This window comes from Bifidobacterium scaligerum (assembly GCF_002802865.1).
Classification (GTDB): domain Bacteria; phylum Actinomycetota; class Actinomycetes; order Actinomycetales; family Bifidobacteriaceae; genus Bifidobacterium; species Bifidobacterium scaligerum.
The window spans coordinates 430,266-445,392 of sequence record NZ_PGLQ01000002.1 but is presented as its reverse complement, the minus strand read 5'-3'; the positions used below and the strand labels follow the sequence as shown (position 1 = coordinate 445,392).

Genomic DNA, 15,127 nt, shown 5'->3' with positions numbered 1-15,127 from the left:
CGATTCCATGATAGCGATACGTCGCAGCGCCGAGGCGAGCGCCAATGTAATTACGTCAAATAACAGTAAGGGTGGTTGTGCTCCCTGTATGTATGGGAGCGCAACCACCCTTATGGGTCTATGCGGTTATCTATGCAGCTTATGCAGCGACCTGTGTACTCAGCGCAGCGCCAGATTGGCGGCACCGATCAATCCGGCGTCCTGACCGGCGGTGGCGGCCACGATCTTGGCGTGACCACGGTAAGCGCTGCCTTCCAGGAAGCGGGTGTAGTTGTAGCGTGCCGGTTCCAGCAGGATGTCGCCGACGGCCACCACACCGCCGCCGATCACGAAGATATCCGGATCGAGCACTGCTGCGGTTGCAGCCATCGTGCGGCCGAGCCATTCGCCGATCTTGTTGAAGGCGTACAAGCCGAGCACGTCGCCCTCCTGGGCGGCCTGAGAGACCATCGGGCCTTCGAGCTTGGTGATGTCGCCACCGCACAGCTCAAGCAGACGCTTGGCATCTTGCGGACGACGACGGATGGCCGACTTGGCGAAGTTTTCCAGCGAGGTGCCGGAAGTATAACGCTCAGCGCAGCCGCGCAGGCCGCAGCCGCAGTGATCGCCATCCGGGACCATGGGCAGATGGCCGAGCTCGGCGGCCATGCCGAAGGAACCGCGGTACAGTTCGCCGTTGATCACGATGGCACCGCCAAGGCCGGTGCCCACGGTGAGGGCCACCATGTTGCGGCTGCCCTGACCGGCACCGTGCACGTATTCGCCCCAGCCGGCGCAGTTCGCGTCGTTCTCAACGACGACCGGCACTGCGTGGTTGATGAGGGCACCTACGTTCTCGGACAGGTTATAGTTGATCCAAGCGGGAATGTTTGCGGCGAAGGTCATGGTCTTGCGGTCTGCGCCGACATTGCCGGCTGCGGAGATGCCGATGGCTTGGATGTCGGTGTGGCCGGCGGCAATGGCCTCGTTGTAGACCTTGGCGATGTTCTGGTTGATGGCGTCGGCGTCCATCGGGGTGGGAACGCGCCAGCGCTGCACAATGGTATCGTTTTCATCGCATACGGCAGCAGCGATCTTGGTGCCTCCGATGTCAACAGCGAGCGTAGTCATTGCTTCTCCTTTGATCATTTCCTTACTCGACAAACACTGGAATCATAACGTTTGTGCGAGACGTTGTATGGCATTGCTTGCATGATTTGCGGCAATTGCAGCATCGATTGTCCGGTTGGTGAATATATGAGAGCGTTCACATCAGGGCCGAGTTTGGAGCGCTTAATTACCAATTGGGAAGCAAACGGTTGCATTGATGCCGATTTGTTGGGGTAAGGCGCTGTTGCGCTATGGTGCGACACGCAGCAACCTGTTGCGACACGCCGAGGTTGCGTATGTGGATGAGGTTCAGGTAATGTATCCACTCGTGCCTCACGCAAGTGAGAAACATACGGCCCCGTAGCTCAGTTGGTTAGAGCGCCGCCCTGTCACGGCGGAGGTCACCGGTTCAAGTCCGGCCGGGGTCGCCACCAAGGCTTCCGATGATTCGGAAGCCTTTTTGCTTTTTCTGCCTTGGTTTGGGTCTGCTTCCTGTTCCGGGCGGAATCGGCGAACATGAAGTGTGCGGGAGCTTGCGCGACAGCTTGCGCAAAGTCACGGAAGGGGCTGACAGCCATGCAGAGACCGATTATGACCTCGCGTTCTTTTCTTCGTATGCCGTCCGAAACGGCGGGACCGGAAGATGAGTCTGTGGCTCAGGATCTCGTAGACACCTTGGAAGCCAATCGCTCGCGTTGCGTTGGCATGGCGGCCAATATGATCGGTGTGAGCAAACGCATCATCGCATTTGTGGATCAGGATTTTGGCGATCGTATCACGGTGATGTACAATCCGGTGATTACGTCTATGGACGGTGCGTACGATACCGAAGAAGGTTGTTTGTCTTTGCAAGGCGAACGTCGCACGCTGCGTTATCGCCGCATTGAAGTGAGTTATGAGGATCGGCGTTTCCGCGCCCGTCGTGCCGTATTCACTGGTTTCTCCGCTGAGATCATTCAGCATGAAGTCGACCATTGCAACGGCATCATCATTTGATTCTTGTTTGATTGTTGCGATATTGCTTTCGAGTCTTTGTCTGAATGCGGGGTCCTGCATACCGGTTTTGTCGCTTTGGCTTGTTGCGCTGGGCGTTGCCGGTTGTTGTCGGGCTCGTTGACCGAGCGTGAGATGACGGTTGAGGTTTCGATATCGTCGTGGATGTTGCGGCGACGTTGCGACGCGCCCGAACCGATCTCGATGATGATGGCTACGGTGCACAACTGATGTGCGGCGCGGTGGATAACTGGTTCTATGAATGCGTTATGCACCGTAGTCGCAAATGGTTGTACACATTTGCGTGTTGTTCACTTGTCTGATTATCCACTTATCCACAAGTTCGCGGTACTTCCTTGCATGCGAATCGAATATCGCCATACAGTGTGCCTCACGGCGGGCAACGAAGCCCACCGCGAGATTGTTGCATCTTCATGTAAGGGGATTTGCCATGACCGTCACTGCAACTACCGAGGATTCCGGATTGCCGGTAATGCTGGACAGCAAAGATGTTGTCGATGCTTTTAAGCGGTACAACCTCGCCATCTATGCCGAAGCGAGGCGTGAGTTTTACCACGAAGTGAACTTGAATCCATTCAGACCCCATGCGGAAAGCACGTTGCGATTCGTGGAATGGATGTTCTGGGACTGGTTCTCCTATGACTGCGCCATCAGCGGGCACGGTTTGAGTTTGGATGAATCGGAGGATCTAGAGCTCGAACTGGAGCATAGACCTGGTATGGGCATTTCGCCGTTCATCGCCATGGGTGAATTGTTGTATGAGCACACGGACAAAATCGACAATCGCGGTATCTGTGATCTGCGTGATATTGATGAGACCAATTTCGCCTCGATGTTTTGGATTCGTGATGCGAATGCGGCGTCCGGATGCCTTCGTCTTGAAGATATCGTGCAAGGAGGAACGTACGACGTCATGGATCATGCTGCCGCTGGCAAATACGACGGCGCACGCGGCGGCATGATCGTCAATCGCATCGCCTACGCGCGTGGGGCTTGGCGGACCTGTGCGATTCCGGTATATGAGGCACGTCGGCCTGATGATCCGGAAGTCGGCGGCAAGCTCATTCGCGATTTTCGCAATTGTGGATACCGGCCTGATTTTCCTGGCTTGGTGAGGTTCTTCTATGGTCGCGCGAAAGACACGGGTCTTGATTGGGAGCAGACGGACCGGGCGCTACGGGAGGGGACGTTGGACGGCCTGATTCGCAAGGCTTGTGAGAGATAGGGGGTGCCGGGGTGAATGAGATTGGGGGAGGTGCGGACGGAGCGTGATAGATGTTTGTATGTTCGCGCACTGCAAGGGGGCTGCGCGAACATACAAACGTTTTTGGCGGTGAAATCATTTGTATGTTCGCGCAGTGGCCGTTCGTCGCGCGAACATACAAATACAAGATGCGGATACAAGATGCGGAACATGCTGGTGTTTTCGCAAAAGACGATGGCGTACGCGCTGGTTGGTGCGCTGAAAGCCCTTGATTTTATTGGCAACACGCTGAACGGCTTCGTATTAATTCAATCATTTGACAAACATAGTTCAATGGTTTTATTATTAATCCCGTAATCCGTTGAACCACTTACTGCAAAGGAGCGCCCAAATGGGTCTGTGGGATGTTGACAAGGTCGAGTACGTCGGTCGCGCCAAGGGACCGAAGGAGGGTCTGGCCTTCCACTACTACGATGCCGACAAGGTCGTTGCCGGCAAGAAGATGAAGGATTGGCTGCGTTTCGGTGTTGCTTGGTGGCACACCATGAACCAGGAGCTGGTTGATCCGTTCGGTACCGGCACCGCTCACCGTCCGTACTACAAGTACACCGATCCGATGGATCAGGCTCTGGCCAAGGTCGACTACGCTTTCGAGCTGTTCACCAAGCTGGGCGTTGAGTACTTCTGCTTCCACGATCGTGACATCGCTCCCGAGGGTGACACCCTGCGCGAGACCGACGCCAACCTGGACAAGGTCGTCGACAAGATCGAAGAGAACATGAAGGCCACCGGCGTCAAGCTGCTGTGGAACACCTCCTCCCTGTTCACCAACCCGCGCTTCGTGTCCGGCGCTGCAACCTCTCCGTTTGCTGACATCTACGCCTACGCCGGCGGCCAGCTGAAGAAGAGCCTCGAAATCGGCAAGCGCCTCGGTGCTGAGAACTACGTGTTCTGGGGTGGTCGTGAAGGCTACGAGAACCTGTGGAACACCGAGATGAAGCGCGAGACCGACCACATCGCCAAGTTCTTCCACATGTGCGCCGACTACGCCAAGGAAATCGGCTTTGACGCCCAGTTCCTGATCGAGCCGAAGCCGAAGGAGCCGACGCTGCACCAGTACGACTTCGATGCAGCCACCGCCATCAACTTCCTGCGTGAGCACGATCTGACCGACGTGTTCAAGCTGAACCTCGAAGGCAACCACGCCAACCTGGCCGGCCACACCTACCAGCACGAGATTCGCGTCGCTCGCGAGTCCGGCTTCCTGGGCTCTCTCGACGCCAACCAGGGCGACAAGCTCATCGGCTGGGATATGGATGAGTTCCCGACCGATCTCTACGAGACCGTCGCCGTGATGTGGGAAGTCCTGCAGGCTGGCTCCATCGGTCCGCGTGGTGGTCTGAACTTCGATGCCAAGCCGCGTCGTACCTCATTCTACGCTGAGGATCTGTTCCGTTCTCACGTTGCTGGTATGGATTCCTACGCCGCAGGCCTGCTGGTCGCCGACAAGATGAACCAGGATGGCTTCATTCAGGATCTCATGGCCGAGCGTTACAGCTCCTACGATTCCGGCATCGGCAAGGACATCGACGAGGGCAACGTCACTCTGGCCGACCTCGAAGCCTACAGCCTCGACAAGCCGCAGTCCGAGCTCATCGCCGCCACCAAGTCCGATCACCTTGAGTCCGTCAAGGCCACCATCAACAACTACATCGTTGACGCTCTGGCTGAGGTTGAGTGAGTCTGATCGACGACTGACTAGATAGTTTGCATTGTTGGGTGTGCGGTTTCGGCCGCATGCCCAACAACAAAACTTGTCTGTTATATCTATGAGATTCGATTGACGTCAGGCGCATCGTGCCAAAGCGCGTCATCGATGAGCATAGGCAATAGCTCTTTTATCTTCCATTCCTTTTTCTCCTTTCTCCTTCCTTCCATCGGAAAAAGCCGTGCGAAACAACGTCGTTTCGCACGGCTTTTTCCGGTTTGCGGCCCGTTGCTATCCGTAGGGTTTCTCGTTTGCCTAACGTATTCAAATCACGATTTGACAAATCGTGATTTGAATATGGCAAAAAGGCATCATGGACTGCAAGGCTTCGGCCGGTGCGTTGAACCTTCGGGCGGTTTCCAATCTTCGGGTGCCTTTTTGTTGAAGTGTGAAAACATGAGGTGTGCCGGTATCTGAGCCGGTGGCGTGCCGTACAATATCGTCGAGCGTACATCGTCAAACCATTGAACAAATGCAAGGAGGCTATGTCAATGACTCATGATCTCGAACAGCTCAAGCGTGATTATCCGGATGTAAGGGCTCTGTTCGCCGACGATTGGCTGCAGTACCGCAAGTCAACGATTCTGCCCGAGCTTACGCGCGAATCGCAGGAGATGAGCGACCGCATCAATCGCATCTATTTCGAAGACACGGCGGAAGCTGAGCGACTGTTCCGCGAACTGGTGCCGGAGGCCGGCGAAGGCGTGGACTTCCGTCCGCCAATCCGCTTGGATTATGGACTGGGACTTAAGATCGGGGACCGCACGTTCATCAACATGGATTTCCTCATTGTGGGCGGCGGCCCGATTTCCATCGGCTCCGACTGCTTGATCGGCCCGCGCGTAAGTATTTACACGCCGAACCATGCCATTGCCAAGAAACCGCGTCTGGAAGGATGGCAGCATAACGCCGACGTAACCATCGGCAATAACGTATGGCTTGGCGGCAATGTGGTGATATGCCCCGGAGTGACCATCGGAGACAACACCATCATCGGCGCAGGTGCCGTGGTTACGCATGACATTCCCGCCGACTCCATCGCCGTGGGCAATCCCTGCCATGTGATCGGCCGGGTGCCTGAGGATTGGACGCCTGAAGAACGTGCCGAGGTGGAAGGAAAGTGATCGTAGAGGGTGATCGGCGACGAGCGTGGACCGTTGATCACCCTTTTTGACTCTCTGAACTGAGCCTCGGTGACTTCTCGGCCTGGAACGGCAAGAAAGATAACAGGAAACCCATATTCAAGGAATTATCGAAAATCCGTAAGGATGTGCAAGCAATACGCAAAGGAGCAATGCGATGACGCAATACCATGTTTCGGCTTCGGCCGGTTCCCTGTCGGGCAGTGGCAGCGCAACCGACCCGTTCCTGACCATCGGCCAGGCGGCCGCCATCGCGCGCGCCGGCGACGAGGTGATCGTGCACGCCGGCACATACCGGGAGTCCGTGGACCCGCGCTTTGGCGGCGAAAACGAAACGAACCGCATCGTCTACCGTGCGGCCGAGGGCGAGTCGCGCCCGGTCATCACCGGTGCCGAACGCATCGATACATGGGTGCCTGAAGGCGATGGCGTATGGCGTGCCGCGATCCCGAATGCCTTTTTCGGCGAGTACAACCCGTACGTCGAGACTGTGTTCGGTGACTGGACCGTCTACCCGGATCCCAAAGTCGAGGTCCGTCACTTGGGTGATGTATATCTCAACGGCAAGTCGTTCTACGAAGTGTCTTCGTTGGACAAGGTACGTGCTCCTGAACGTTGGGATACCGGCAGGGATGCCGCGACCGAAGCGGTCGTGCCGCTGCTCGACCCGGACGCAACAGTGAACGTATGGTACTGCGAGACGAATGCCGAAAGCACTACGATTTGGGCGAACTTCCATGATGCCGACCCGAATGCGGAAATCACTGAAATCAACGTGCGTGAAACCTGCTTCTACCCATCGCGACCGTTCGTCAATTACATCACCGTGCGCGGGTTCGAACTGTGCCGTGCGGCCTGCCCGTATACTCCGCCGACCGCTGATCAGGTGGGCTTGATCGGCCCGCACTGGTCGCGCGGCTGGGTGATCGAGGACAACGTGATCCATGACGCGAAATGCTCGGCCATCAGTCTCGGTAAGGAGATTTCCACCGGAGATAACGATTCGACGCGTACACACCGCAAATCCGGCTACCAATATCAGAAGGAAGCAGTGTACAAGGCTCTGCATGCGGGTTGGGAGAAAGGCGTGGTCGGTGGCCATGTGGTACGCGACAACGTGATTTTCGACTGCGGCCAGAACGGCGTGGTGGGACATATGGGCTGTGCGTTCAGCCTCATTGAAGGCAACCACATCTACCGAATCGGTACCAAGCGCGAGTTCTTCGGCTGGGAGGTCGCCGCGATCAAAATGCATGCCGCAGTCGATACCGTGGTACGCGGCAATCGTGTACATGATTCGGTGCTGGGCATGTGGCTGGACTGGCAGGCGCAGGGCACCATCGTGGACGCAAATGTGTTCTACCGCAACACGCGTGACGTGATGACCGAGGTGACCCATGGCCCTCTCACCTTCGTGAACAACGTGTTTGCCTCAGAATTCAGCTTCGACGACTATGCGCAAGGCGCTGCGTTTGTGAACAACCTGTTTGCCGGGCGTCTGCGTCACACTCAGGTGCTGGACCGGTCCACGCCGTATCACTTCCCGCATTCCACCGCCCCTGCCGGTGAAGCATTCGTCTATGGCGGTGACGACCGATTCATTAATAACCTCTTCATGGCGGTTGAAGGCGAGGTGCCGCCTGAGCGGACGCAGAACGCCGTCGGATCCGTCAGCGTGACCGATGCGGGCACCTCTTGCTTCGAGGATTATCCGCGCTCGCTCGCGGAATACGAACAACGCATTGAAGAGGCGGGATTGGGCGATGAAGAGCTGTATCGCAGCATCCTGCAGCCCATGATGCTGACGTCCAATACGTATCTGAATGGAGCGAAAGCTGCATCATGGGAAACGGATGCCGTGACATGTGCCGAGGCTGGTACCTTGAGCTTGCGCGAGACCGATGATGAGTTGTGGATTGCGCTTGCGTTGCCTGATGAGGCGCGTGGGGCGACTGGCTCGGTGGTGTCTACCGCTGATTTGGGACAGCCTCGCATTGTGGAGGAGTATTTCGAGCAGCCGGACGGTTCGTCGATTATGGTGAATCGCGATATGGTGGGTGATGTACGCGGCGAGGAATCCGCTCGCGGCCCTCTTGCCGTATATCCGAGAGGTGAAGTGCTCATTTGGAGTAGTGCCGTGTCTTGTTGATGATCGCGGTCAAGAAACGGTCGGATGCCTTGCGACAATTGTTGGGCATCCGGCCGTTATTATTTGCATTTGCGATTTTTGCTATGGGGATCGGCTTTATGCTCATTCTCCCGAATGCCGTGGGCGGAATGTGTGCCACGATAGTGCATTATTGCCGTTATTGCGGTGATGTGGCACGGCGTTATCGGCAATCCAACCGAGATCGTAGGGATTTCTGCGGTACGACAGTGTATAAAGCCTTGGAATGCGCTGTCGTGGCACGCCCGAATGGTACGTCAGCGCAAATTGACCGGTATTGCATTTGTGTGGCAAGCATTTTATGTTTGAGGACTGTGATCGAGTCCGTCTGAGGGGGGGGCATGGGCGCGATTTGCATCGGAGCTGTGCGCATGTCATATAAACATCTCAGGTTCTTTACTTGCGTCGGATCAAACCAGGCGGCTCGGTAGACGACGCGGATTTGCGTTCGTAACAAAACAGGTATATGGTTAAATCATTAAACTAAATGACCGTACCCGTTCTGCGTACCTACGCAACGTCAATGGAGATACTGCTATGCGCGCACATCGAATGCTGTTGTTTTCGCTGATTCTGCTGGCCGCGGTGTATGCCGTGCTGTTGTTCGTGGCTCCTGTGGCCGCGCCGATCGGAGCATTGCTGACCGCCGCCGGATTGGTGTTGGTCTCTACCCGCTATGCTTGGCGTCCGAAATTCCTCGCCTTGTTTGAGACGGGGGAGGCCGTCTGCTGAATTTCGTGAATGCTTTGAATCGCTGACGGGACCGGCTGTGTGCCTGCATGCTCTTGCGGGAGTTTGGGTCCTGTAGCAGCGAGTCGTATTTGTATGCCGCTTCACTTGACGTGGGGCGGCTTTTCTGTTTTTCGGAACGACTGTGAGCTGAGTGGGGGGGGCGAACGGTTGTCTGTCGGACGAGCCCGGGGCTTTTGGGGTACGTTGTTTTTTGAGAGGGGTGGCTGTGCGTTTTTTATGTGCTATGTTCTTATCGCGGTTGACAATGTGTGATTTTGATTGAATTATGTGAGAAAAAGTGTGTAGATGAGGTGGAAGACTTTCGGCGTGTCGCGTTTTTCTCAACGATGAGATCGTGTGCATCATAGTTCAGTGGAATGTTGAAAAACTGTCATTGTTACCGCTCACAATTAGTTAGACGGGCGAATCAAATACGTCAAAAATGGCTCAATTCCAGCGAAAGTTGCCAATTGGTAATTGTTAAACCAAAAAACTATGTGGTATATTTTTTACAGGTTCAGCAAAGGCTGCTGGACCGCAAGGAAGAGGAAACAAAGTTCCTATCAATGACGAAAGGAATCCCCATGAATAAGTGGACCAAGGCTCTCGGCGTGCTTGCCGCGACTGCTATGCTCGTCCCGCTGGCTGCCTGCGGCGGCGGAACCCGTGGCACCACCGCCGGTGGCGGCAGCGGCTCCGATGGCGTCAAGGTCGGCATTTCAATGCCTGAGCAGATGCTTGAGCGTTGGAAGATCGATGGCGAGAACCTGAAGAAGCAACTTGAAGGCTACGGTTACGACGTCACCCTGCAGTATGCAGATGGCAAGACCGATCTGCAGACCTCCCAGATTCAGAACATGGCCAACAACGGCATGAACTATGTGGTCATCGCATCCATCGATGGCACTGCAACCGGTGCTGCCGCAGAGCAGGTGGCCGCCAACGGTGGCAAGGTCATCGCCTACGACCGTCTTATCATGAACACCGACGCCGTCGACTACTACGCGACCTTCTCTCTGGAGGATGTCGGTCGCATGCAAGGCGAGTACATCGAGCAGAAGCTTGGTCTGAAGGATGGTCAGAAGGGCCCGTTCAACGTCGAGCTCATGGCCGGTTCCCCGACCGATAACAATGCTGGATACTACTTCAAGGGCGCGTGGGATGTGCTCGGACCGTACTTCAAGTCCGGCGTGCTGCAGTCCAAGTCCGGCAAGGTTCCGTCCTCCGCTGACGATTGGCAGTCCATCGGCATCGACAACTGGGACCGTCAGAAGGCTCAGAACGAGATGGAGAACCGCATCAACTCCTTCTACAACGATGGCACCAAGCTTGACGCCGTGCTCGCTCAGAACGACGCCGAGGCAACCGGTACCTACAACACCGTTGAAGCCGCCGGCTGGGACTACTACCCGATCATCACCGGACAGGACGCCGAGAAGGCCAATGTTCAGGCCATTGTTCAGGGCAAGCAGTCGATGACCGTCTACAAGGACACCCGCGAGCTGGCCAAGGCCACCGCTGAGATGATCAAGGCCCTCGTCGACGGCAAGGAGCCGTCCGCTCCGGATACCTTCAACAACGGCACCAAGGATGTCCCGTCCCAGCTGCTGACCCCGGTCACCGTGGACAAGGACAACCTCAAGGAAGTCCTCGTTGACGGCGGCTACATCTCCGCCGCCGATGCCGGCCTGTGATCGTACGGAGGAAGCCGATCACCAGCCGTAAGGCATAACGAACTCAGAGAAGTACGCGGACTATGACGGTTCGCAGCTAGCTCACAGAACAGGAGGCGCCGCACTGCATCGTTGCGGTACGGCGCCTTCACCATGCACAGGGACATTACTATCGGAGGAGGTAACTGTGGCTACAAACGGTGACGTGATTCTTGAGATGCGTCATATCGTAAAGCGCTTCGGCCCGGTCACCGCATTGAACGACGTGAATATCACGGTCAAGAGGGGCCAGATATTCTCGATCTGCGGTGAGAACGGCGCCGGCAAGTCGACCCTGATGAACGTGCTTTCGGGCGTATACCCGTACGGCACCTACGAGGGCGACATCGTATACAACGGCGAAACCTGCAAGTTCAAGACGATTCGCGATTCCGAGGAGAAGGGCATCGTGATCATTCACCAGGAGCTTGCACTGGTACCGTACATGTCAATCCAGGAGAACATCTTCCTGGGCAACCAAAAGAAGAAGGGCATCGCCATCGATGCCGACCAGCAGCGCAAGATCGCCTACGATGTGATGAAGAAGGTCGGTCTGGACGAGAATCCGGACACCCTGATCTCCAACATCGGCGTCGGCAAGCAGCAGTTGGTCGAAATCGCCAAGGCCCTGACCAAGAACGTGAAGCTCCTTATTCTGGACGAGCCGACCGCCGCCCTGAACGATGAGGATTCCAAGAACCTACTTGACCTGATTGACGGCCTGCGCCGCGAACAGGGCATCACTGCCATCATCATCTCTCACAAGCTCAACGAGATCGCCTACTCCGCAGATGCCGTGCAGGTGATTCGAGATGGCCATACCATCAGCCACATTGACATTGACGCCGAGCACCCGCTGGATCAGGATGTGCTGATCCGCGACATGGTGGGTCGCCCGCTGACCAACCGTTATCCGGTGCATGAGCCGCATATCGGCAAGGAAATGTTCCGTGTCGAGGATTGGAAGATGCATCATCCGCTCGACGAAAACCGACTGGTCGCCAAGAACGTGAGCTTCAACGTGCGTGCCGGTGAGATCGTCGGCATGGCCGGACTGATCGGTGCAGGCCGTACCGAGACCGCCATGAGCGTGTTCGGCCGTCAGTACGGCACCAACGCCTCCGGCAAGATCTTCGTGGAAGGCAAGGAAGTTAAGTTCCCGACCGTGCGTTCCGCCATCGATCATGGCGTGGCCTACGCCACCGAGGATCGTAAGGTCTATGGCCTGAACCTTATGAAGACCATTCGCGAGAACACGTCTCTGGCCAGCCTCAAGGAACTGTCCAACAAGCTGGGTGTGGTGGACGAAACCCGTGAGAAGCAAACGGCTGAGAAGTACCGCAAGGAGTTCCGCACCAAGGCGCCGACCATCGAAATGCCGGCCGGCAACCTTTCCGGTGGCAACCAGCAAAAGGTCGTGCTCGCCAAGTGGATGGCCACGGACCCCAAGGTTCTGATTCTGGACGAACCGACACGAGGCATCGATGTGGGTGCCAAGTACGACATCTACGAGATCATCGACCAGTTGGCCGACTCCGGTTCCGCCGTCGTGGTGATCAGCTCCGAACTGCCTGAGCTGCTAGGTATCTGTGATCGCATCTACACCATGAGTGCGGGCCAGATCACCGGTGTGTTCAACGCCAAGACCACCAATCAGGAGGAGCTGATGAAGTACATGACTTCTCCGACGGCCTTGCCCAAGGATCAGGTCTTCGCCTGACGTCGTCCCGGTTTGTCGAGCCCGGCGCAGCGATTGCGCATGAGCCCGGCAGGCCTTCGCGAATCCGGCGCGCCAAGCGCCTATAGCAAAGAAGCTTCGAAAGGATAATTTCCAAATGTCTACCGCAACCGTTTCCCCCGCCGCGAAGAAGGGCGAGGAGCAGAGCCTCAAGTCCCTGCTGCTGGGCAACATGCGCTCCTACGGCATCTATCTGGCCCTCGTACTGGTCATTGTCGTCTTCCAGATTCTGACCTCGGGTCGTTTGCTGAACCCGAACAATGTGGTGGCCCTCTTCCAGCAGAACGCCTACGTGCTGATCGCCGCCATCGGTATGTTGATGATCATCATCGCCACCCACATTGATCTGTCCGTGGGTTCTGTGGTCGCCTTCATCGGCGGTGTCGGCGCACTGGCCATGAAACATGGCATACCGTGGTGGGCCGCGATTCTGCTCATGATCGCGATCGGCTTGGTCATCGGCGCATGGCATGGCTTCTGGGTCGCCTACGTTGGCGTCCCCGGCTTCGTGACCACGCTGGGCGGCATGCTCATCTTCCGTGGTCTCGCCACCGTCGTGGCCGGCGAGTCCATCCCGGTTTCCAACGCCGCCTTCCGTGCCATCTCCAAGGACTATGTGCCGACCATCTTCGTGGGTCCCTATGCGCTGACCGCATTGATCGTGGGCATCGCCGCCATCGTGCTGGTGATCTGGAGCCAGCTGACCAAGCGTGCCAAGGCTGTCAAGAACGGTCTGCCGGCCCAGCCGATGAGCTTCGTGGTGCTGAAGTGCGTGGTCGCCGCCCTTGCCATCGGCTACGTCACCTACCTGCTGGCCATGTCCGGCAACGCCACTCAGGGCGGCATCCCGATCGTTCTCGTGATCATCGGCGTGCTGGTGTGCGTGTACTACTTCGTCCTCAACCGCATGGTCTTCGGACGTAACGTCTATGCCGTTGGCGGCAACCGCAAGGCCGCCATCCTCTCCGGCATCGACACCAAGAAGGTCGATTTCGAGATCTTCCTGAACATGGGCTTCCTGGTCTCCATCGCCTCCATCATCACCCTCTCCCGTCTGGCCTCCGCTTCCGCACAGACTGGTATGGAATTCGAGATGGACGCCATCGCCGCCTGCTTCATCGGTGGCACGGCCGTCACCGGTGGTATTGGTACCATTCCGGGCGCTATGGTTGGCGCACTGATCATGGGCGTGCTGAATCAGGGTCTGTCCATCATGGGTGTGGACGCCGCTTGGGTTAAGACCATCAAGGGCCTCGTGGTCATCGCCGCTGTGGCTTACGATCTGCTCTCCAAGAAGAAGAAGGGCTGATCGAATAACAACCGTGGGGTTCGGTCCGAATCTTCCAACGAATCGAACCTCACAAGGATAGGAACCCGTAGTTCCCTTCCTCCTCCGAAAGGGACGTCGCTGATGCGGCGTCCCTTTTTCGTGTGTAGCGGTACTTGTGCGCGGCGTGTGCGGGTCTGGTGTGCCGCCAATCCCTCACTATGTATCGGAACTATCCCCTCGCGTACATAGTGAGGGCTAAGACATCAAAACCGGCGTTATGTATGCGGGGCCTTCGTTGGGCCGCATACATAACGCCGGTTGTTGCGATGTGAAGTGCAGGTAATTACTTCTTCTTGGCCTTCTTGACGCGCTTCGGCTTGGCGGCAGGCTTCTTGGGTTCAAGGAACGGCCACTTGGCGAGTGCCCACTGGTGAAGGGGAGGGATCTTGCCGATGCCGAAACCGATGAGCAGACCGGCCACAATGGCCCAAGTCTCCATGTCTCGTTCGGCGATAAGCAGGCCGATGAACACCAGCGCGATGACGAAGCACATCATCTGCGAGGCGCGCGACTGCTTGGTGGTCACCTGATCTGCCTTCATCGGAATAAGACCTAGGAATGTGCCGCAGGGGACGCAAACGACGCCTAGCGCTGCGCTGATGGCGATTTCCATGGTGGTTGGATCCATGATGCTCCTTTTAATAATGTGTGCTCATGTGTCTGTGTGCAGTGCCGTTCTGATTACGCGGATTCCGCTGCTCGGCCAGCGGTGAATTGCAATAAGACGGCAATATAAGACCCACGTTTCTTTACTTAACCCAGACTAATAGTAAAGCGGCAACCGCCAGATTGTGCCGTTGCCGCTTGAAATAGTTATCGATGTGTTGTGTTTGGGGTTGGTTTGCCGGCGGTGGACGAAAGATCAGTTGCTGTGCGATTCGGAATCGTCATCTTCCGTGGACTCGTCAGTGTCGGCGTTAGCGTCGGTGTCATGATCGTCGGTCTGTACGTCGTCCTTGTCGTCATTACCGGGCTGGTGCCACCACAACATCAGAGCATTGGCCGCACAATAGATGGCGGCGATGCCGATGCACACCAAAAAGATGATGTTTGACGTGCTGATCATAGTGCCGTCCGCCATTGATTCCTGGACAGACTGCCAGATCCAGACCACGCAGGCCAAGGCGGTCAGGGCGTACAGCATCATGCGTGAGCGATCATTCATGTGATTTCTCCAAAATAGTGCAAACTATTTGATTATAGCGAGGCTGTTATAACGCAACATGGTATG

The 15,127-nt window shown here is 56.6% G+C and carries 12 protein-coding genes and 1 tRNA gene; 10 read left to right on the top strand and 3 right to left on the bottom strand.

The window, feature by feature from the left end:
- Positions 1–159 precede the first annotated feature (159 nt).
- Positions 160–1,110 carry an ROK family glucokinase gene (locus tag CUU80_RS04955; protein ID WP_100496234.1) on the bottom strand — a complete coding sequence of 317 codons (951 nt, stop codon included), beginning with the start codon at positions 1,108–1,110 and terminating at the stop codon, positions 160–162.
- A gap of 333 nt (positions 1,111–1,443) precedes the next feature.
- On the opposite strand from CUU80_RS04955, the gene CUU80_RS04950 reads away from it, so the two are divergent.
- The 10 genes from CUU80_RS04950 to mmsB all read left to right on the top strand — a co-directional run bounded on the left by CUU80_RS04950 (position 1,444) and on the right by mmsB (position 13,875).
- Positions 1,444–1,520 (top strand) — tRNA-Asp (locus CUU80_RS04950).
- Between the two features lie 145 nt (positions 1,521–1,665).
- Entirely contained in the window at positions 1,666–2,085 is a 420-nt protein-coding gene (locus CUU80_RS04945) for a peptide deformylase (protein ID WP_100496233.1), read from the top strand.
- Positions 2,086–2,533: 448 nt separating this feature from the next.
- Positions 2,534–3,328 carry a hypothetical protein gene (locus CUU80_RS04940; protein ID WP_100496232.1) on the top strand — a complete coding sequence of 265 codons (795 nt, stop codon included), beginning with the start codon at positions 2,534–2,536 and terminating at the stop codon, positions 3,326–3,328.
- Between the two features lie 370 nt (positions 3,329–3,698).
- Complete coding sequence (xylA, locus tag CUU80_RS04935) at positions 3,699–5,048, top strand: xylose isomerase (protein ID WP_100496231.1); 1,350 nt, start codon at positions 3,699–3,701, stop codon at positions 5,046–5,048.
- A 518-nt stretch (positions 5,049–5,566) separates the two neighbouring features.
- On the top strand, positions 5,567–6,199 hold the full coding sequence (locus tag CUU80_RS04930; protein ID WP_100496230.1) for a sugar O-acetyltransferase: 633 nt from the start codon (positions 5,567–5,569) through the stop codon (positions 6,197–6,199).
- Between the two features lie 175 nt (positions 6,200–6,374).
- Positions 6,375–8,366: a right-handed parallel beta-helix repeat-containing protein gene (locus tag CUU80_RS04925; protein WP_100496229.1), complete on the top strand. Its 1,992-nt coding sequence runs from the start codon at positions 6,375–6,377 to the stop codon at positions 8,364–8,366.
- A gap of 555 nt (positions 8,367–8,921) precedes the next feature.
- The gene (locus tag CUU80_RS04920) at positions 8,922–9,116 is read left to right on the top strand and encodes a hypothetical protein (RefSeq protein WP_100496228.1); all 195 of its coding nucleotides are present in this window, start codon (positions 8,922–8,924) and stop codon (positions 9,114–9,116) included.
- Positions 9,117–9,700: 584 nt separating this feature from the next.
- Entirely contained in the window at positions 9,701–10,810 is a 1,110-nt protein-coding gene (locus CUU80_RS04915; protein ID WP_100496227.1) for a substrate-binding domain-containing protein, read from the top strand.
- Positions 10,811–11,006: 196 nt separating this feature from the next.
- Entirely contained in the window at positions 11,007–12,548 is a 1,542-nt protein-coding gene (locus CUU80_RS04910; RefSeq protein ID WP_205832486.1) for an ATP-binding cassette domain-containing protein, read from the top strand.
- Positions 12,549–12,663: 115 nt separating this feature from the next.
- Positions 12,664–13,875: a multiple monosaccharide ABC transporter permease gene (gene mmsB, locus CUU80_RS04905; protein ID WP_100496225.1), complete on the top strand. Its 1,212-nt coding sequence runs from the start codon at positions 12,664–12,666 to the stop codon at positions 13,873–13,875.
- Between the two features lie 304 nt (positions 13,876–14,179).
- On the opposite strand, the gene CUU80_RS04900 is transcribed toward mmsB, so the two are convergent.
- Together CUU80_RS04900 and CUU80_RS04895 are read right to left on the bottom strand one after the other, a co-directional pair.
- Positions 14,180–14,524 carry a hypothetical protein gene (locus tag CUU80_RS04900; protein ID WP_100496224.1) on the bottom strand — a complete coding sequence of 115 codons (345 nt, stop codon included), beginning with the start codon at positions 14,522–14,524 and terminating at the stop codon, positions 14,180–14,182.
- 234 nt (positions 14,525–14,758) lie between these two features.
- On the bottom strand, positions 14,759–15,061 hold the full coding sequence (locus CUU80_RS04895) for a hypothetical protein (RefSeq protein ID WP_100496223.1): 303 nt from the start codon (positions 15,059–15,061) through the stop codon (positions 14,759–14,761).
- Between the last annotated feature and the right edge of the window lie 66 nt (positions 15,062–15,127).